This window comes from Streptomyces sp. SID5643, assembly GCF_009872555.1.
GTDB lineage: Bacteria > Actinomycetota > Actinomycetes > Streptomycetales > Streptomycetaceae > Streptomyces > Streptomyces iakyrus.
Genome location: NZ_WWIC01000099.1, coordinates 1 through 17,262, shown reverse-complemented (window position 1 = coordinate 17,262; position 17,262 = coordinate 1). Strand labels below are relative to the sequence as shown.

Annotated in this window: 13 protein-coding genes and 3 pseudogenes; 7 read left to right on the top strand and 9 right to left on the bottom strand. The window is 69.5% G+C overall.

Features of this window, described 5'->3' with window-relative positions; all coding sequences use genetic code 11:
- Positions 1-76: 76 nt before the first annotated feature.
- Positions 77-1,275: pseudogene (locus tag GTY56_RS12115) on the top strand (serpin family protein).
- A 133-nt stretch (positions 1,276-1,408) separates the two neighbouring features.
- On the opposite strand, the gene GTY56_RS12110 reads toward GTY56_RS12115, so the two are convergent.
- From GTY56_RS12110 to GTY56_RS12090, 6 genes are all read right to left on the bottom strand, one after another.
- Positions 1,409-1,807 (bottom strand): SH3 domain-containing protein, encoded by a 399-nt coding sequence (locus tag GTY56_RS12110; protein ID WP_161365080.1) that lies wholly within the window; start codon positions 1,805-1,807, stop codon positions 1,409-1,411.
- A gap of 338 nt (positions 1,808-2,145) precedes the next feature.
- Positions 2,146-3,900, bottom strand: coding sequence for an ankyrin repeat domain-containing protein (locus tag GTY56_RS12105; RefSeq protein WP_161365078.1), 1,755 nt, complete (start codon positions 3,898-3,900; stop codon positions 2,146-2,148).
- A 116-nt stretch (positions 3,901-4,016) separates the two neighbouring features.
- The gene (locus tag GTY56_RS39880; protein WP_202510053.1) at positions 4,017-4,187 is read right to left on the bottom strand and encodes a hypothetical protein; all 171 of its coding nucleotides are present in this window, start codon (positions 4,185-4,187) and stop codon (positions 4,017-4,019) included.
- A gap of 87 nt (positions 4,188-4,274) precedes the next feature.
- Positions 4,275-4,799 carry a hypothetical protein gene (locus GTY56_RS12100; RefSeq protein WP_161365076.1) on the bottom strand — a complete coding sequence of 175 codons (525 nt, stop codon included), beginning with the start codon at positions 4,797-4,799 and terminating at the stop codon, positions 4,275-4,277.
- A 260-nt stretch (positions 4,800-5,059) separates the two neighbouring features.
- Complete coding sequence (locus GTY56_RS12095) at positions 5,060-6,178, bottom strand: fatty acid desaturase family protein (RefSeq protein ID WP_161365075.1); 1,119 nt, start codon at positions 6,176-6,178, stop codon at positions 5,060-5,062.
- Positions 6,179-6,185: 7 nt separating this feature from the next.
- The gene (locus GTY56_RS12090) at positions 6,186-7,241 is read right to left on the bottom strand and encodes a ferredoxin reductase (protein WP_161365073.1); all 1,056 of its coding nucleotides are present in this window, start codon (positions 7,239-7,241) and stop codon (positions 6,186-6,188) included.
- 87 nt (positions 7,242-7,328) lie between these two features.
- Here GTY56_RS12090 and GTY56_RS12085 point away from each other — a divergent pair, with 87 nt between their 5' ends.
- Positions 7,329-8,468: a PucR-like N-terminal domain-containing protein gene (locus GTY56_RS12085; protein WP_161365071.1), complete on the top strand. Its 1,140-nt coding sequence runs from the start codon at positions 7,329-7,331 to the stop codon at positions 8,466-8,468.
- Between the two features lie 74 nt (positions 8,469-8,542).
- Here the strand turns inward: GTY56_RS12085 and GTY56_RS12080 are convergent, their stop codons facing one another.
- Entirely contained in the window at positions 8,543-9,907 is a 1,365-nt protein-coding gene (locus GTY56_RS12080) for a cytochrome P450 (protein WP_161365069.1), read from the bottom strand.
- A 1,348-nt stretch (positions 9,908-11,255) separates the two neighbouring features.
- On the opposite strand from GTY56_RS12080, the gene GTY56_RS12075 reads away from it, so the two are divergent.
- The 3 genes and pseudogenes from GTY56_RS12075 to GTY56_RS12065 all read left to right on the top strand — a co-directional run.
- Positions 11,256-12,122 carry a GNAT family N-acetyltransferase gene (locus GTY56_RS12075; protein WP_161365067.1) on the top strand — a complete coding sequence of 289 codons (867 nt, stop codon included), beginning with the start codon at positions 11,256-11,258 and terminating at the stop codon, positions 12,120-12,122.
- 389 nt (positions 12,123-12,511) lie between these two features.
- On the top strand, positions 12,512-13,375 hold the full coding sequence (locus tag GTY56_RS12070; RefSeq protein ID WP_161365065.1) for an alpha/beta fold hydrolase: 864 nt from the start codon (positions 12,512-12,514) through the stop codon (positions 13,373-13,375).
- A 503-nt stretch (positions 13,376-13,878) separates the two neighbouring features.
- Positions 13,879-14,294, top strand: a pseudogene (locus GTY56_RS12065) (IS5 family transposase); the annotation flags it as partial.
- A 108-nt stretch (positions 14,295-14,402) separates the two neighbouring features.
- Here GTY56_RS12065 and GTY56_RS12060 read toward each other — a convergent pair.
- Entirely contained in the window at positions 14,403-14,804 is a 402-nt protein-coding gene (locus GTY56_RS12060) for a hypothetical protein (protein WP_202510050.1), read from the bottom strand.
- Positions 14,805-15,003: 199 nt separating this feature from the next.
- A pseudogene (locus GTY56_RS12055) lies at positions 15,004-15,117 on the bottom strand (transposase); the annotation flags it as partial.
- 226 nt (positions 15,118-15,343) lie between these two features.
- Between GTY56_RS12055 and GTY56_RS12050 the strand changes: the two are divergent.
- Together GTY56_RS12050 and GTY56_RS12045 are read left to right on the top strand one after the other, a co-directional pair.
- Positions 15,344-15,940 carry an RNA polymerase sigma factor gene (locus tag GTY56_RS12050; RefSeq protein ID WP_161365061.1) on the top strand — a complete coding sequence of 199 codons (597 nt, stop codon included), beginning with the start codon at positions 15,344-15,346 and terminating at the stop codon, positions 15,938-15,940.
- Positions 15,937-16,911, top strand: coding sequence for a CU044_5270 family protein (locus tag GTY56_RS12045; RefSeq protein ID WP_161365059.1), 975 nt, complete (start codon positions 15,937-15,939; stop codon positions 16,909-16,911). The genes GTY56_RS12050 and GTY56_RS12045 overlap by 4 nt, the downstream gene beginning before the upstream one ends.
- Positions 16,912-17,262: the final 351 nt, after the last annotated feature.

Genomic DNA, 17,262 nt, shown 5'->3' with positions numbered 1-17,262 from the left:
CCTTCTGGGCCGGATGGCCGGGACGTGGAAACTGACGTACGGCTGGGCGCGAGGGCGCGCCGACGATGGGGGTGGAATGGGCGTCGCGACGACAACGGTCCGCGCGGTGAACGGCTTGACCGCGCGGTGGGCCGGAGTCTCGGAGGACGGTACGGCGTTCTCGGCCGCGGGGGTGTGGCCGCTGCTGGCCCCCTTGGCCGGCGGGGCCGAGGGCGCGGCGCGGGCCGAACTCGCGGAGCCCTCGGCCTCCCTGCCGAACAAGCGAGGGACGCCGCAAGCGAGTTGCTCGCGGCGATGAACGCCATGCGGGGACTGGACACAGCTCTGGGACTGTGGACGAATCGGACGCTGGAGCTGAGGGAGGAGTGGGAAGCAGGCCTGCCTGCCGACGCCCACGGGGTACTCACGGGGGACCCCGTGACCGACCACCAGGCGCTGGACGCCTGGGCGGTGAAGCGGACCCGCGGGCTGGTCGACCGCATGCCGGTCGCGCTGGCCGAGGACACGCAGATGGTGCTGGCGAGCGCGCTGACCATGCGCGCGCAGTGGCTGAGCCCCTTCCACGAGGTGGAACTGGACACGGCGTACGAACCATGGGCCACCGAGCCGCGGCTGGGCCTGCGGCGCTCCAGTGCAGTGCTGGACCGGGTCGGGGTGGCGGACACACCCGGGGGATACGTCACCGAGCTGAAGGTACTGGGGAACAACGCCCTGGACGTGCACCTGCTGCTCGGTGAGGAAGGCATGAGGCCGGTGCAGGTGCTGGGAGCCGGGGTCGACCTCCTCGCCGGCCGGTACGCGGTCGCGCCGGGCCCGCGGCTGCCCCATGGGAATGTGGGCCCCGGCCTGCTGGTGGAGAAGGTGCGTCGAACACGGCCCGAGTCACCTTCACTCGACGTGACGACCGTGGCGTACCACCTGAAGGCAACCCACGATCTGCTCGCGCTTCACCGATTGTTCGGGCTCACGACGGCACAGGACACCTCGCGCGGACACTTCCCCGGCGTCAGCGACTTCCCGCTCGCCTTGGGGTCGGCCAAGCAGAACATCATGGCGAAGTTCGGCGCGCGGGGTTTCGAGGCCGCCGCGGTGACCGCGTTCAGCGCAGTAGCCGGGGGCCTACCCGACCTCCGGTACGTCACCACCCGTATCGGGGCCGCCTTCGACCGGCCATTCGGCTTCCTCGCCCTGCATCGCCACACGCGGCTCGTGCTGACGGCGGGCTGGGTCACGGATCCGCTGCTGTTCCCCGAGTACGGCCGGGAGCCGTGGTGAACTCCGGCTTCATTCGCGGTGACGGAGCGAAGCAGGTGGCAGCTCCCGGTCCGTCACCGACGCTCCCGTCCCTCCAGCACCCCCACCTGGCCGTCGGAGCGGGCCTCCGCATCTCTCCTGCGGGACCCGCCGATCAGCAGTGTCGGATCTGCTGCTGCCATACGCTCGGGTTGCCGGTGTTGAGGTACCAGTCGTTGACGTAGCCCGACCGCACCCCCAAGTCGATGACCATCCAGTAGCGGTAGTTGGGGTTGTCCGCTGCTCCGTCGCCGGTCGTCCAGCAGGTGAGGCCGACCTCCTCACCGTTCACGAGCGTCCCGTGGGGAACGTTTGCATACCCGTATCCGGGACCGGTGCGCATCTGTAGCCAGGAGCCCGGGTCGATCCCGGTCACCGTCGTGCAGTTCGTCATGTCCCCGGAGATGCTGCACCGGTGGATGGCGGCGTTCGCGGGCGTCGCCAGGCCCAGCACCGCGGCGGCGGTGGCCAGTGCGGTGATGAGCGCGCCCGTGCGCCGGGGTCGAAGTGTCATGCGGATCTACGTCCTCTCGGGTAACCGGCACCAGGTGTGCCCAGCTGGTTCGTCATGCTAGGCAGGAGTGGAACGACCAGGTCCCTGACAGTTGTCAGGGGGCGGCGCACGGCCTCACCGGTTCCTTGTCCGCACTGTGATCGACACCCTCGTGCCGGTGTCGTTCACGGTGAGCAGCCGCCCCAGTCCAGGTGACAGGTCAGGACTCGGGCGTGGGCATCTTCTTGTTCCTCGCCGTCGATCGGCCCGCCCCTGGTGCGTTCCGGGTTGTTGTCAATGCCGGAGACCACTGGCGATGCCGGTTTCACCCACGCCCTTCTGACCGCTGGCTTGGGGCCTCAGCGCTGGAGTTGAGAAGGCAGCGGCACCCAACGGCGCGGGGCGTGGCGATCCGCAACATCCCGGCCGTCGTGGATCCTCAGCCCGGCCGCGGCACAGGCGTAGGCGAGTGTGTCGGCGTCGTGCGGGAAGGTGGAGCGGCGCTGCCAGAAGCGGAAGTGCCAGTGCGCGGCTGGGTCGGGCCTGTCCGGATAGAGGCCTATCTCCTCGTGCTCGACGACTTCGCCGTCGCGGGCCAGGGTGCCGAATGTCCCGCCCTTGGGGTTGAAGTAGATTCCGTAGGCGGCGGTGCCCGCCGATATCGCCCGCAGTACAGCGTCGTCGCTCGGCATATAGCCGTCCTGCGTGATCGCGCAGCCGCCAGGGGCCCCGGGCACGCTCGTCACGCCCACATGGCGGAGGGACTCGTCGTAGTCCATCGGATCGAAGGGCGCATGCTCGGAGTCTGCTTTCGGGCACTGCGCGGGGTCGGCGCCGAGCCGTCGGATCACCTCGTCCTCGCTCAGGCCCGGCACGAAGCAGATGCCGAGTCCTTCGGTCCACAGTTCCTGGTCGCCGAAGGCAGCGATGAGCGCGTCCGCCGCCGTGAACGCCTCGGCTTCCTCGGCGGGCAGCTCCACCGCCCCCGGCAGATCCGCGACGAGTGGCGCGAGCGACGTGGTCAGCAACAGCCTGCCCGGGGACCACGGTCCGCGCTGCGGCGTCCACGCATCGGCCCCGGCGTCGATCAGCGCTCTGACGCTGCCCTCGTCCACCCCGCAGGCGGCATACCACAGCGGTGTGTGTCCGTCGTCGTCCCGGGCGTCGACTTCCGCGTCATGCGACAAGAGCGCGGCGACCGCTTCCGCTGCCCCCTGTTCCGCCGTCAGATGCAGCGGAGTGGTGCCGCGCCATCCGACGCGGGCGTCGGGCGGTGCCCCTGCGTCCAGCCGAGCACGGATCAGGGCCGCGTCCTCCCAGTCCTGGTACCCCAGGTGCTGCCAGTCGGCCCGCGGCACAAGGCGCCTGCGGGCTTCCTCCTGGCGGCGCAGCATCTCGCGCTGACGCCGCGTCAGGGGCGGCGCCAGGAAAGCAGGCGGTCCGCTCACCTCCATGTACCCGAAGGCGCCCGGCTGCTCCGACGGATCCGGCGCCTCGAGCGCCGGCCAGACCTCGAGCGCCCGCGCCGAGGTGGCATGGAGGGTCGCCACGTCGACCGAAGTGCGGGTCTCGGCAATCCCCTCGTCCGGCCACTCCACCACCAGCTGAGCCTCTCCGGCGGTGGGCAGCTCTGCCAGATACAGGTCGACGTCGGTCTTGAACAGGGACCGTCGGGAATGGTGCAAGCCGGGATCCAGCGGGATCAGCCCGACCGCTTGCGGTGTGGAAGCCACGGTCACCTGTCCCTGCGAATCGGTGAACTCCACCCTCCGGTCTGTCGTACCGTCCAGCGAGGTCACCCGGCGTCCGTCGGAGAACAGCAGGCCCACCCGCAAACCGGACTGCCGTCCCGCCGCCACGCTGTGCCGGCGGGTCCTGCGGAAGACCGCCAGATGCAGGGTGGCTGCCTGCGGCCATACGGACCATCCCGTAAGCAGCACCTTCGCGTCCGGACCGGCGCCGAGCACCTCAAGCTGCGACAACAGCACAGGAGCGAACCAGTCAACCGGCGGCGCGTACCGCCCGGCGTCCTCTTCCGGTGGGCCCAGCCGGACCAGTACCGTCCGCTCGGCGGCCGGTTCCTCCGGTAACACCAGATCGTCGAAGAATCCCATGCAGCGATCGTGGCAGAGGGGTCTGACATTGACGGCTGCACGCAGCATCGCTCGGGGGACCTCGTCGCGGCGGGCGAGGTGGCGCGAGACGCTCCTGGCCGCCGGGGCGGGGCCGGTCAGCAGGAGATGAGGCACCCGGCCCGGACGAAGTCGCGGTACTCGCCCTGCACGACACCCTGGTTGACCCATCGCCCGCGGACAGCCCCCGTGCACTCCTCGGCAAGAACCAGCGCGCCGTGCGGGTCCTCAGCCGTGCCGATGATGAACGGCTCCACCAAGTAGCGCACCGGGGCACAGTACGACCCAGCCGCGACAGCCGACCAGAAGCCCTTGAACTCGGGGACTTGCCTACCGTGAACGGCCTACAGGGCTCTTCACTGCTGTCGCAGGGCCCTGTGCATCTGGCGGAGGCGGTCCATGGAGCGACGGCGCATCCACAGGACCCAGGAGCACAGCATGACCACGCCGACCGCGAAGAGAAGGGGGAAGACGAGGGACCCACTGACGGCCCCCAGGACGAGCATGCCGACCGCGACGAGGCCCATCACACCGAGCCAGTACGGCAGCCACTTGCCCGCCCGCTCGACCTGGCCAAGCTGCTCGGCGACCAGCCGTCGCAGGGCTGCCTGCTCCTGGGGATCCTGCGGCACCTCATGGTGTCGGATCTTCCGGTTCAGATCGGCCAGTCCGCCCGCGTCGGTGCCCACGGCTCGCGCGGCCCGGCGGCGCTGGACGGCCAGGAACGCGACGGCGGCCCCGGTGTAGAGAGCGCTGTGGAACACCCAGATCGCCGGGTGCTCGTCCTTGCGGAACAGTGCCGTGATGCCCAGTCCCAGCACGAACACCAGGGTCGCCTGCGCGGTCAGACTGCGATCGAGTAAGCGCTTGAGCGAGAGCACAGCGAAGACCTCCTTGTAGGGGGCGGGACGGCGTCGTCTTCCCCCGGATACCCCGCCTTCCCCCGTCCATCGAGGCCGTGCGGACGCAAACGGAGGTTGAGCTCCCGGCGCACGTCCAGGTAGCCGTGCAGCCGCACACCGTGCTGCCCCGGATCCCGCGGTCGAACGGCCTGACATCGCGGTCGCCCACCGTCCGCACGATCTCACCGAACCCGGCGGTGCCGCCGGTACGGCCGAAGGATCCGACCCGATACCGGGAATCAGGCTGCGACGAGCTCCGGCTCGGGAGCCGGCGTCCTGACCTTGGGCTTCTTGTTCGGCAGCGAGAGCCTGAAGACCTTGCGCCACGCGGAGAACACCTGCTTGGGCAGCGGCCCGGTGACGTACTCCAGCTCGTACTTTTCGAACAGGGCGCGCACCTTCACCGCGACCTCGGCGTACCGGTTGCTCGGCAGGTCCGGGAACAGGTGGTGCTCGATCTGGTGCGACAGGTTGCCGGTCATGAAGTGCATGGCCTTGCTGCCGCTGATGTTCGCCGAGCCCATCATCTGGCGCAGATACCACTGGCCGCGTGTCTCGCCCTTGATCGACCGGCGCTCGAAGACCTGCACGCCCTCGGGGAAGTGCCCGCACATGATCACCGAGTGGGACCAGATGTTGCGGACGAGGTTCGCGGTGAACGTGGCGGCGAGCGTGGGGAGGAACGACGGGCCCGACAGCAGCGGGTGGATCACGTAGTCCTTGAGCACCTGCTTGCGGATCTTGCGGCCCACGGCCTTGGCCCGCGCGCGGAACTCCGGGTCCTTGCGCCGGCGCCTGTTCAGGTTCTTGCCGAGCTCCAGGTCGTACGCCGCGATGCCGTACTCGAAGAAGCAGGCGTTGATGAAGTTCCACAGCGGCTGGCCGAGGTGGAACGGGTGCCACTTCTGGTCCTCGTCGACGCGCATGATGCCGTAGCCGAGGTCGTTGTCCTTGCCGATCACGTTGGTGTACGTGTGGTGCAGCTCATTGTGCGAGTGCTTCCACTGGTCGGCCGGCGAGACGTGATCCCATTCCCAGGTGGTGGAGTGGATCTTCGGGTCCCGCATCCAGTCCCACTGGCCGTGCAGAATGTTGTGACCGATCTCCATGTTGTCCATGATCTTCGCCACGGACAGACCGGCGGTGCCGATGATCCACGCGGGCGGAAAGATCGAGAACAGCAGCACACCCCTGCTGACCAGCTCGAGCTTGCGCTGCGCCGAGATGACCTTGCGGATGTAGGCGGCGTCCTTCTCACCGCGGCCGGCGATCACCTCGTCGCGGATCGCGTCCAGCTCGCGGCCGAGCTCCTCGATCTGCTCCGCGGTCAGGTGGGCAGTGGGGTCGATGGCGGTCAAGGTGCTCCTACCGTTCGATGTCGCAAGCGCCCGCCGCGGCGGACACGCAGGTCTGGATGAGGACGCCCGGCTCGGCCTCGGTGATCTCGCCCGTACGCAGGTCGCGGACGGCGCCCGCCTTGAGCGGCGTGACGCAGCCGAAGCAGATGCCCATGCGGCACCCGGACGGCATGAGCACGCCCGCCTCCTCGCCGACGTCCAGCAACGGCGTGGCGCCGTCTGCGTCGACGGTCTTGCCGGTGGTGCTGAACGTCACCTCGCCACCGTCGCCGGCGGCGACGATGCCGGGGCGGAAACGTTCGGTGTGCAGGCGCTCCGGGACGCCGTGCTCGCTCCAGTGCTTCTCGGCCGCGTCGAGCAGGCCCGCGGGCCCGCAGGCCCAGGTCTCGCGCTCGGCCCAATCGGGCACGAGTTCGTCGAGACGGGCGATGTCGAGCATGCCGTCCGTGTCGGTGTGCAGCTCGGTGAGACTCAGCTTCTTGTCCGCGACCAGGCCGTGCAGCTCGTCGCGGAAGATCACGTCGTGCGGCTGCGGCGCGGAGTGGACCATCACGACGTCGTCGAACTCGGTGTCTCGCAGCATGCCCATCACCGGCGTGATGCCACTGCCGGCCGTCAGGTAGAGCACCTTGGCGGGCCTCGCCTCCGGCAGCACGAAGTCACCGGTCGCCTGGTCGAGCTGGATCAACGTGCCCGGTTCCGCCCTGCGGACCAGGTGGTTGCTGACCTTGCCGTCCGGGATCGCCTTCACCGTGATCGTGATGCGGCCGTCCTGGCGGTTTGTCGGCGAGGTGAGCGAGTAGGCACGCCACAGGCGCACCCCGTCGACGTCGACCCCGATCCGCACGTACTGGCCGGCCGTGTGGCCGCGCCAGCCCCGTCCCGGCCTGATCACGATCGTCGCGGCGTCAGCCGTCTCGGCGTGCACGGCCTCGATGCGCCCGCGCAGGTCAGCGCCCGCACGCAGCGGGCTGACCAGGTCGAGGTAGTCCGACGGCAGCAGCGGCGTCGTGACCATCTCCAGCAGTTTCCACGCCCTACTGCGGAGGGCTGTGCTCCTCATGACTCCAGCTTGCTGCGCCTCAAGGCGTAAAGTCCTGACCGCAGGACGTGAATCTGGTCGACTGAATTGTTCGCAGGGAATAGAATCGTGAGCCATGCAATCCGGAGGGCCAGCGAACTGGCCCTGGATGAGACGACGGTCACTGCGCTGCGGGCCGCGCTGAAGACGACCGCCGACGAGGTCGTCCAGGCGATCATCGATGAGGTCCCTTCCTACGCCAACGCCCTTTCGGGCAGCATGGGGGGCACCATCCGCCGAGCCGTCCGCACCGCCCTGGGACACTACCTGGACCTCGCGAGCGGGAACGCCACGGGCGGTGACGGCGGTGACGCAGCCTACGAGCTGGGCCGCGGCGAGGTGCGCGACGGCCGTTCGATGGACGCCCTGCTCAGCGCTTACCGCGTCGGCGCCCGCGTGGCCTGGCGATGCCTGGCAGCGGGTGCCGTGACCGCAGGTCTGCCCGCCGCCGAGGTCGCCAAGTTCGCCGAGCTGACCTTCGCCTACATCGACGAACTCTCCGCCGCGAGCGCTGCCGGCCACGCCGACGAACTGGCCGCCCAGGGCCGGGCCCACGAGCGCCACCTGGAACAGCTGGCCCGGGACCTCCTCGCCGGCGCGAGTCCGGACGCGTTGCTCGCCTCTGCTCAACGGGCCGGGTGGCAGCCTCCGGTTACGCTGACCGCGGTGCTGCTGCCCGCCGCCCAGGCTCGTCCTGCCTACCGCGCGCTCGACCCGAGCACCCTCGTCCTCGATGATCTGCCGGACGGCTGCGGCGCGCTGCTCGTCCCCGATGCCGACCGAGCACATCTCTTGAGGCAGCTGACCGACCGCACCGCCGTGGTCGGCCCGGCGCGGCCATGGACGTGTGCCTCCGCCTCGTACGCACGAGCCGTACGCGCGCGCTCCCTCTCCGCTGATATCCGCGACACCGAGGACCACCTGCCCGAGCTGGTGCTGAGCGCCGACGCGGACGCGTTCGCAGACCTGCGCGCCCGGGCCCTCGCACCGTTGCGGACCCTGCCTGTCGCGACCGCGCGGCGGCTGGAGGAGACGTTGCGGGCGTGGCTGCTGCACCAGGGCAGGCGGGACGAGGTGGCGGCGGCGTTGTTCGTCCATCCCCAGACCGTCCGCTACCGGATGTCGCAGCTGCGGGAGCTGTTTCCGGATCTCGCATCCCCGCACCGGGTCCTCGAACTGACGCTGGCGGTCGGTCTTCGGGTCAGCTGACGGCTTCTCGCGGTCGGGGGTGCTTTGGGTTTCTCAGCCTTGCCGTGGCTGGCTTGCCTGTCTGTCTGGGGGTGTCAGCGGTGGGTGCCGGGTGGGGGGTTGCGGGGGAGGACCGTCATGCGTAGGCCGCGTGGCCGTATGGTGAGCCGGGCGACTTGGCCGACGGTGTGGCCGGGGGGCAGTGTGAGTCGCAGGGAGCGCAGCATCGTTGCGAGCGCGGTGATCATCTCGGTACGGGCGAAGCGGTCTCCCATGCACTTGTGTTTGCCGTCACCGAAGGGCAGGAACGCGCCGGGTGGTGGTTCCTGGGCGGCGTCGTTCCACCGGTCGGGGTCGAAGGTGAGGGGATCGGGGAAACGCTCGGGGTCGCGGTGCAGGGCGTGCTGGCAGTAAGCCAGTTCGGTGCCGGCGGGCAGGGTCCACTGGCCCAGACGTATCTCCTCGGTGGTACGGCGTGTGACCAGCCAGCCGGGGTGGTGCAGCCGCAGGGTCTCGGTGATCACCCGGTTCAGGTACGGCAGCCGGGTCACGTCGTCGAGGGTGACGGGCCGTTCGCCGAGGGCTTCGTCCAGTTCGGCCAGGACCCGGGCTTCGATGCCGGGATGGCGGGCGAGCTCGTACAGGGCCCAGGACAAGACCGACGCGGTGGTCTCGGTGCCCGCTACGGCCAGGGTGAGGATCTCGGAGGAGATCTGATGCCCGGTCAAGGGCTCGCCGGTCTCCTCGTCGATGGCGCGCAGCAGCATGGAGAGCATGTCCGCGGAGTCGTGTCCGCAGGCCTGCAACTGTTCGACGGCGGTGTTGACGGTGGCGCGTACGCCGGCCCGGGCCCGGTCGAAGCGGCGGTTGAAGGGCAACGGCAGGCGCTCGGCCCAGTCGGGCAGCATCAGGCGCACGCCGACGCCGTTCATCACCACCGACAGGTCTCTGCGCAGTCGGCGGAAGACGGCGTCGTCGAGGCTGCCGGCGAACACGGTCTTGGCCAGCATGTCGAGGCTGAGTTTGACCATCGCTTCGCGTACGTCGAGGGTCCGGCCGGGTTCCCAGCGGGCGATCGTGGCTGTGACCTCGGTGCGCATGATGTCGACGTACCGGCTGATCTCGGTGTGGGCGAAGGCTGGTTGCAGCTGGCGGCGTTTGCGGACGTGGGGCCGGCCGGTGGCGGTGACGACGCTGTCGCCCAGCAGCTGGCCCAGTTTGTCGTAGAGGCGGCCCTTGTCGAGGGTGGGTGCCAGGGCCTTGAGCATCTGGTGGATCAGGGCTGGGTCCTGGACGACGACGGTGCGCGTTCCGGGTTGCAGGATGATTTCTATGAGGGGTTCGCGTGTGTCGCGCAGGGAGTCGATGAAGCTGAGGTTGTCGCGCATTTGCAGAGCGTGGCCGATGAGCGGAAGCGATCCGGCAGCCCGGGGTATGGGGGGAGGCGCAGCGGACGTCACGGGTCATCCCTTCGCGGCATTCGTGGGCGCCCCTATGGCTTCCCTGGCTCTTCCCCGGCGCAATCCTGTCATGAGCGTGTCCTGCGCCACGTGACCCGCCGGAACAGTTCCACAACTCATCCGGCACCACACGATCTGCGATCATCACACGCCCAGGCCATGGACGACCCCACTCTTGGTGGAGGGACGGCGGACTACGAAGCCGCCACGGGTGGTGCGGCCTGGCGGAAGACGACAGCGGTACCGAGAGCGGCGCCAGCCGGTACGAAGATGGCGCCGGACGGTGTCTCGCGCAGGGGGGAGCCCGTTACGGTGCAGCAGGTCGCGGGTGAGGGAAAGGTCGCGTACGGCGACGGTGCAGTCGACGAGCGCCGGTAGCGCGGCGGGCCGCTCACCTGGCAGAAGCGCGGCGAGGCCGGAGTCGGGTACGAGTGTCAGGGCGGCACCGTCGAGATCGGGGACCTGGGCCGCTCCATCCGGCCGTGCCGACTGGCCGAGGCATGTCTCGTACCGCTGCTGCATTGTGGCCACTTCCTGGTCAGCGACGCAGAGCGTGACCTCGACGAGATCGACGGCGCCGTTGGGGTGGCCGAGGAGCCGGGCATTTCGGACGTCCGGGTCCGGCCGTCACCGCAGGGTGGCTCGACCCAGCGGTCAATCCGCCACAGAGCATGAACATCGGTTGACCGAGGAGAGACGCGACAGCCCGCGGGCTCGGTACCGCCGGGCACACCGACGGCCCAGACCGGTTGTCGGTGGCGGCTGGAAGGCGGTGTCGCGGAGCCTGAGCCATCGGCGAGCCGCCGAAGCCGACGCGACCGGCACCGTTGGGCGCTGCGGCGGCCTGCCCCGCCACGGGTGGAGGACATCAACCAGCAGTGCAAGAAACCGCGCTCGACGTTGCATGAGGGTGGGTCCGCCAGCTGCTTCGCCCCGGTCGGCTGCGGTCTGCGGCTTCGGCGGGACCCGGTTACGGCCGACATCGACGAGGGCGATGACCAGTAGGAGGCGGGCGGGAGCCTAGCCCCACCGGGACCGGACCGTTGGTCGGCTCGTCTCCCCATGGAGACCGTGCTGGAGGGCCAAAGAGCGCCGGCCCTCCAGCACTGTGGCAGCCGACCGAGCGGGGAACGCCTTGCCATGGGCGGACAGGTCACGAAGGTACTGCGTCGGGCGGAGCTGTTCGCCGTATTGATCGGCGAGGATGTCATTGTCCGTGCGCCGCGCGGAACGGGAGCACTGAAGCTCTGGGCCATCGCGGGGCAGAAGCTGTTGGCCGGGCCGCTGCGTGAGTCCCGGCCCGGTTACTCGGTTGCGGACCTTCGGGACGGGGTGTCTGATCCCGGCTATGACGATTGTGCTGGGTACGCCGACTGTCGACGGGGCACGCAAGGCCATGGCCGCGTTGCGGGAGTGGCAGCACGACGAAGCGCCGATGCAGTTGCATCCGGGGGACATCGGCTGGAACTACCGGTTCGGAACAGCCGAGACGGCTGCGGTGATCCGGACCTGGAGTCGAGACGGGCAATTTCTCGCGGTCGGGATGCTCGACTCGCCGACGCTGGTGCGGATGACGGTCGCTCCGGACGCTTTCCAGGATGAGTACTTGGCGCGGCGGCTCGTCGAGGACTTCTCGCTGCCTGAGCGCGGCGTGCTGCCGGAAGGAGCGGTGTCCATCGAGGCGCCGCTGGGCCTGCTGCTCCATGACCTGCTGAGCGAGGAGGGCTGGGGCGTCGACGAGCCGTGGATGCCGCTCTTCCGCGACCTCACCGAGCCGATGGAGGACCCCGGCGTGCGGATCGAGTCGATCGGCCCGGAGCACGCGCAGGACTTCGCCGACGTCCTGCGGTCGGCGTTCAACACCTCGCGGCCTACGCGCGAGTACTGGCACGCGATGTCGGCGGGGCCGTTCTACGCCGACGCCCGTTGCTTGGGCGCCTATGACGACCAGGGCAGCGTGGCGGCGGTGGTGACGGTGTGGTCGGCCGGCCCGGGGAGGCCAGGGCTGGTCGAGCCGATGGGCGTCCACGAGGACCACCGTGGTCGCGGCTATGGCCGGGCGGTCACCGTGGCCGGGGCGGCCGCGCTGCGTGAGATGGGCTCGTCGAGCGTACGGGTGTGCACGCCGAGTTCCAACGTCGGCGGCGTCGCCACGTACAAGGCGGCCGGGTTCGAGGTGCGGCCGGAGGTGCAGGACCGGATCCGGACGGCCTGATGCCGGGGCCGCTCGGTAGCGACAGTTTGGGGTGTAGATCGTCCGGTAGGCAGCCGCGTTCCGCCGCCGTCTGTTCACCCGCGTGTCGGTGGGCTTCTGTGGCCGGGGGTATCCATGGGGTGGGGGGGGGCTGGTCGGTCTTGCTGCGGTTGGAGCGGGCGGTGACCGCGATTAGGGATGCGTCTTGGGCATGGTCGTGGGTGTAGGCCTCGCGGCGCTGTGTGTTCCAGGCGGTGGCGCTGCTGTCCCAGGTCTCGGCCCGGGGGCGCCATGTGGTCGGTGTCCAGGCCCCGGAGGTGGAGACCGCCGTGGTTGCGGGTACGGCCCTATCGGGAAGTGGTGTCTGCCCGTGGCGATGAGTTTCGGGTGCGGGGCCGGTCTGCACAGGTATGGAGACTCACACGCTCGAGACAGTCGGTGCGGACCTGGTCTATGACGTTCGCGGGCCGCTGCCGGCCGCGGATGGACGCCCGCCGTTGTTCATGATCGGGCAGCCCATGGATGCCAGCGGCTTCGTCGCGCTCGCCGCGCGTTTTCCTGAGCGGACCGTGGTCACTTATGACCCGCGCGGCCTTGGTCGCAGCACTCGTAAGGACGGGCGGGTCGACCACACGCCGCAGACCCAGGCCGATGACGTGCACGCAGTCATCGAGGCGCTGGGAGCCGGGCCGGTTGAGATGTTCGCCAGCAGTGGGGGAGCGGTCACCGCGCTCGCGGTCGTGGCTAGGTATCCCGCCGACGTGACGACTCTGGTCGCGCACGAGCCGCCCCTCATCACCCTCATGCCGGACGGCCCGGCAGCCGTGCGGGCGCGGGCCGGGGTCCGGGAGGCCTACGAAAAGCGGGGATGGGGTGCCGGGATGGCTGCGTTCGTGGCAATGACCTCGTGGAAGGGAGAGTTCACCGACGCGTACTTCGCACAGCCACAGGCCGATCCCGCTGTGTTCGGGATGCCCACGGAGGATGACGGCTCACGTGACGATCCGCTGCTGTCCGACCGGTCATGGGCGAGCAGCAGTTATCGGCTGGATGCCGACGCGATCGCAGCTGCGCCGACCCGCGTCGTGATCGCTGTGGGCGAGGAGTCCGAAGGCATGCTGACCGCACGCACCGCCGTCGCGACCGCTGAACTGCTCGGACAGCAGGTGACCGTGTTCCCGAGCCATCACGGCGGTTTCATGGACGGGGAGTTCGGATATGCGGGGAAGCCGGACGAGTTCGCGCAGCGGTTGCGCGAGGTCCTTGACGACTGACGCTCGGTCAGGAGGTGACTAACTGGCCGTTGCAGAATGCCGTCCTGCGGAGACGCAGGCGGCCCCATGGAACAATCCCCTTCAGCCACGGGCTCAGGGGGAGGGGGAGCCTTGCGATCGAAGCCGCGGCCGAATCGCCTTGCCGTCCTGACGGCAGCCGGAGATTCTGGGCAGGTGCCAGGACAGGGAAAGAGGAGGCGGCGGCAAGAGGGCGCGCGGCAGCGGCTTGCTGCTCACAGTGCGCCGGATGGGGGACAGTGGGAAGTGGTCGTTGAGACTCAGGACCAGGCGGAGATGCGTACGCGGTTGCGCCGTCTGCGGGAGGCAGGAGTCGATGGGGAGACGATCCGGATCGACACGTTGTGCGGGCGCCTTGCGCTGCCGACTACCTACCGGCTGAGCCGTTTGGTGACGGACCCCGCGGGGGAGTCCGAGCACGGGCACTCTGATCACTGATCTTGTGGCAGGTCCCGAGGTGGGCTGCTGATGCGGCGGGGGAGCGTATAGAGCTCGCGTTGCTGCGGGTGGATGGGCGTGGTCAACCGTGGTGTGATCACCGGCAGGTGGTCAACGGAGTGCTGTGGCGGCTGCGAACCGGGGCTCCATGGCGTGGTCTGCCCGAGCGGTACGGACCCTGGCAGACCGTCTACGAGCGGTTCGCCCGCTGGGAAGCAGACGGGACCTTGACGAAGTCGCTGGAACGTGTTCAGGTCCGCGACGACGACGTGGGCCGGGTGGAGTGGACCGTCTCCGTCGACTCCATGATCAACCGGGCCTCCCAGCACGCGCCCGGCGCCCGCAAAGAAAGGGGGGCCGCAGACAGGGATGGACTGGAAGGCCCGGGCTGCTCACAGGAGCGTCAATCCCTCGGCCGGTCCCGGGCGGGCTGACCACCAAGGTCCACCTTGCCGTTGAAGGGGACCACCGCACCCCCACCGAACGGCTGCACTGGTACGTCGACGGACGGCGCGACCGCACCCTCAGCAGTGACGGCATGAACCCGGCAGGCGGGAGGCACCAGGCTGGGTTAGATGTTGACCTGCCACCGCTGCTCTGCCTCGACCCGCGCCACTTCGGCTTCGTACTGGCCGGCGTCGAAGTGGAACTCCGGCGGCGGGGACGCGGGGGCGAACGGAGCCTCCCAGTCCGACCACTGCACGATCTCCCCGAACCGCTGCACGACCACGGACAGGAAACCGCAGCAACCGCCGGTGCACTCAGGTTCCCCCAGCTCCAGACGGCGCGCCTCGCTGGTCGCCCGCAGGAGGCTGGGCTGGTCAGCACGCAGCACATCAGCCGCGAACGGCCCACGTCCGCCCTCGTCGACCACCCCTTCGACCACGTCCTCGCCGTTGACCCAGAACCGCACCTGAGCAGCCCACCTGCGCCCCGGCGGCAGCACCCTGATCTCCAAATGATCGAACACCATTCCACCCTACGGGGCGGAATGAAGCCGGTGCGCAGCCCAGTCAACACCTTCCTTCTGCGGCCGGTGGGAAAGATGACGCGGCGCCTTCCGGCTTCACGGGCATCGACCACGACGCGGGCAGGACGCCTCCCGGAGTCGTGCACATCTGCTGTCGGAAATCGGATTCCGGCTCAGTTTGTGTGGTGTGGCCACTCTGGGTGATCAGGCAGGTGGTGAGGCCGAGGAAGGCCTCATGGGTGTCGGCGCGTCGTTCCCGCCGGATCCGTAAGCGGCGGAAGCCGTGGAGCCAGGAGATCGTCCGCTCGACGACCCAGTAGGAGGCTCATGAACGTCGCGTGCCGGTGGTCCACTGTTGTTGCCTGTCTCTTTGGGGCTTCATGGGCGGCCGTGCAGGGTGCGGATGTTCGTGCAGGGCGTGGTGTAAGGCGTGCGGTGTGGTCAGGTGGCGGTGTGAACCCGTTCGCCGTGGTGCGGCAAGTACAGGGTGTGAACACCTACCACCGTGACATCTACCGACTCGACCAACGGACGGACTGTCCATGACCGACCCGGCCGGCGGCGATGCCGAGCTCATCGCAGCCTCACTTGAGGAACCCGAGCGTTTCGCGGCGCTCTTCGACCGTCATGCCCCGGCGATCCACCAGTACGTCGCCCGGCGCCTGGGCCGGGACGCGGCCGATGACGTCACCGCCGAAACGTTCCTGACGGCGTTTCGGATACGGGCCCGGTTCGATCCGGCTCGTGCGGGGGTACGGCCCTGGCTGTACGGTATTGCCGCCAAGCAGATCGGCAGGCACCGTCGGCGCGAGGTCCAGGCGCTGAAGCTGCTCGCCCGTACCGGGCATGACCCGGTGGCCGACAGTTGGACCGACTCTGCCGATGACCGGCTCGCGGCCGAGGCCGCCGCTCGCCCTCTGGCGGGGGCGCTGGCCCGTCTGCCGGCGGGGGACCGGCATGTCCTGCTGCTGTTCGCCTGGGCCGATCTGGGTTACCAGGAGATCGCCGAAGCGCTCGGAATTCCCCTCGGCACGGTCCGCTCCCGCCTCAACCGCGCCCGCCGCAAGCTGCGCACCGCTGCCGGCTCTGCCGGCGGTTCCCTCATCGAAGCTCGCATCCACGAAGGTGACCCCGCATGAACGAGCTCTCCGTATTCCGCGGGCTGCGCGCCGGCGCACCGCTTCCTGACGCCGACCAGCTCGCCGTGCCGCGGGCCCGGCTCACCGCGGCGCTCCGGCAGGAGACCCGCAGCGGGCGCCTCGCCCGTCCCGCGCGCCGGATGATCCTGGCCGGCGCCGCCGCTGGGACCCTCGCCGTGACCGCCGGGGTCGTGGCGATCCTGCCCCAGGACAACACCCGCGTTTCCGCGGGGAAGGGCCCACACGTGCTGTCGGCCGGCGCTTCCGCCGATGCCCTCGAACTGGCCGCCGCTACCGTCGAGAAGCACGACGGCAGCGAACCCGGCCCCAAGCAGTGGGTGTACGACAAGAGCACCGTCTTCGTCCAGGGCAAGCCGCAAACCAGCGAGGAGTGGACCCGCTGGGACGGCACCGGGCACGCCAACCTGCCCGGCATCCCCCCCGCCGGTGACGTCTCGGACTTCGACCCGGACAAGCTTCAGGTCTGGTACGGCCCCAGCCAGGAGGACAAGTGGAAGAAGCAGGGCTACGACGACCGCTCCCAGCGGCAGTTCTACCGCTTCCTCGCCACTCTGCCCAGCGATGCTGACCGCATGATGCAGCGCATCCGCCAGGAGCACGCCATCGACTCCATCAAGGGGGAGACCCGCGCTCAGCGCGACTGGCGGGAGATCGACGTCCTGTACCGGTCGGTGCTGATCCCGCCGAACGTCCAGGCAGGCCTCTTCCGGGCTCTGGCGAAGATCCCCGGTGCCCGCGTGACGACCGGCGTGAAGGACCCGCTGGGCCGCACGGCGATCGGCGTCAGCGTGACCTACGCCGAGAAGACACCCTCGGGCTGGCAGGGCAAGCAGGAGATCTTCTTCGACCCCAAGACCTACGCCTACCTCGGGCAGACCCGGGACGGCGGGGAGATCGTCAGCGCCCGCGCCGCCTGGGGGGTCGTCAACAAGCCCGGCGCCCGCCCCTGAACGCCCACGAGGGGCGCCCGGTATCAGACCGGGCGCTCCTCATCGCCCTACCGTGTCCTGCCACGAAGCCCTGAAGCCCCGAAACCTGGGAGCCCCAAAGTCCGGGATTCCCAAAGCCCCGGAGACCGGCCCCGGAGCCCCGGGGCCGGTCTCCGGGGGCGGGAGGCTGCACACCCCCCCGCATCGCCCAACGTGCGACACCCTCACCCCGCCCGAAAAATCGCAGACAACGGCCGGACACATGCCCGGACCAAGACCGATGCCGTACCGCCGCCGCCCCCTCCGCAACACCCGTACACCACCCGCCACTGCGCACGGTTCCCCGACGAACGCGTCTCCGCCACGGTCGAC

Coding starts and splice junctions, on each gene's coding strand:
- GTY56_RS12110 (WP_161365080.1), bottom strand. CDS start 1,807: ATGACACTTCGACCCCGGCGCACGGGCGCGCTCATCACCGCACTGGCC.
- GTY56_RS12105 (WP_161365078.1), bottom strand. CDS start 3,900: ATGGGATTCTTCGACGATCTGGTGTTACCGGAGGAACCGGCCGCCGAG.
- GTY56_RS12090 (WP_161365073.1), bottom strand. CDS start 7,241: ATGAGGAGCACAGCCCTCCGCAGTAGGGCGTGGAAACTGCTGGAGATG.
- GTY56_RS12075 (WP_161365067.1), top strand. CDS start 11,256: ATGACGATTGTGCTGGGTACGCCGACTGTCGACGGGGCACGCAAGGCC.
- GTY56_RS12070 (WP_161365065.1), top strand. CDS start 12,512: ATGGAGACTCACACGCTCGAGACAGTCGGTGCGGACCTGGTCTATGAC.
- GTY56_RS12060 (WP_202510050.1), bottom strand. CDS start 14,804: ATGGTGTTCGATCATTTGGAGATCAGGGTGCTGCCGCCGGGGCGCAGG.
- GTY56_RS12050 (WP_161365061.1), top strand. CDS start 15,344: ATGACCGACCCGGCCGGCGGCGATGCCGAGCTCATCGCAGCCTCACTT.
- GTY56_RS12045 (WP_161365059.1), top strand. CDS start 15,937: ATGAACGAGCTCTCCGTATTCCGCGGGCTGCGCGCCGGCGCACCGCTT.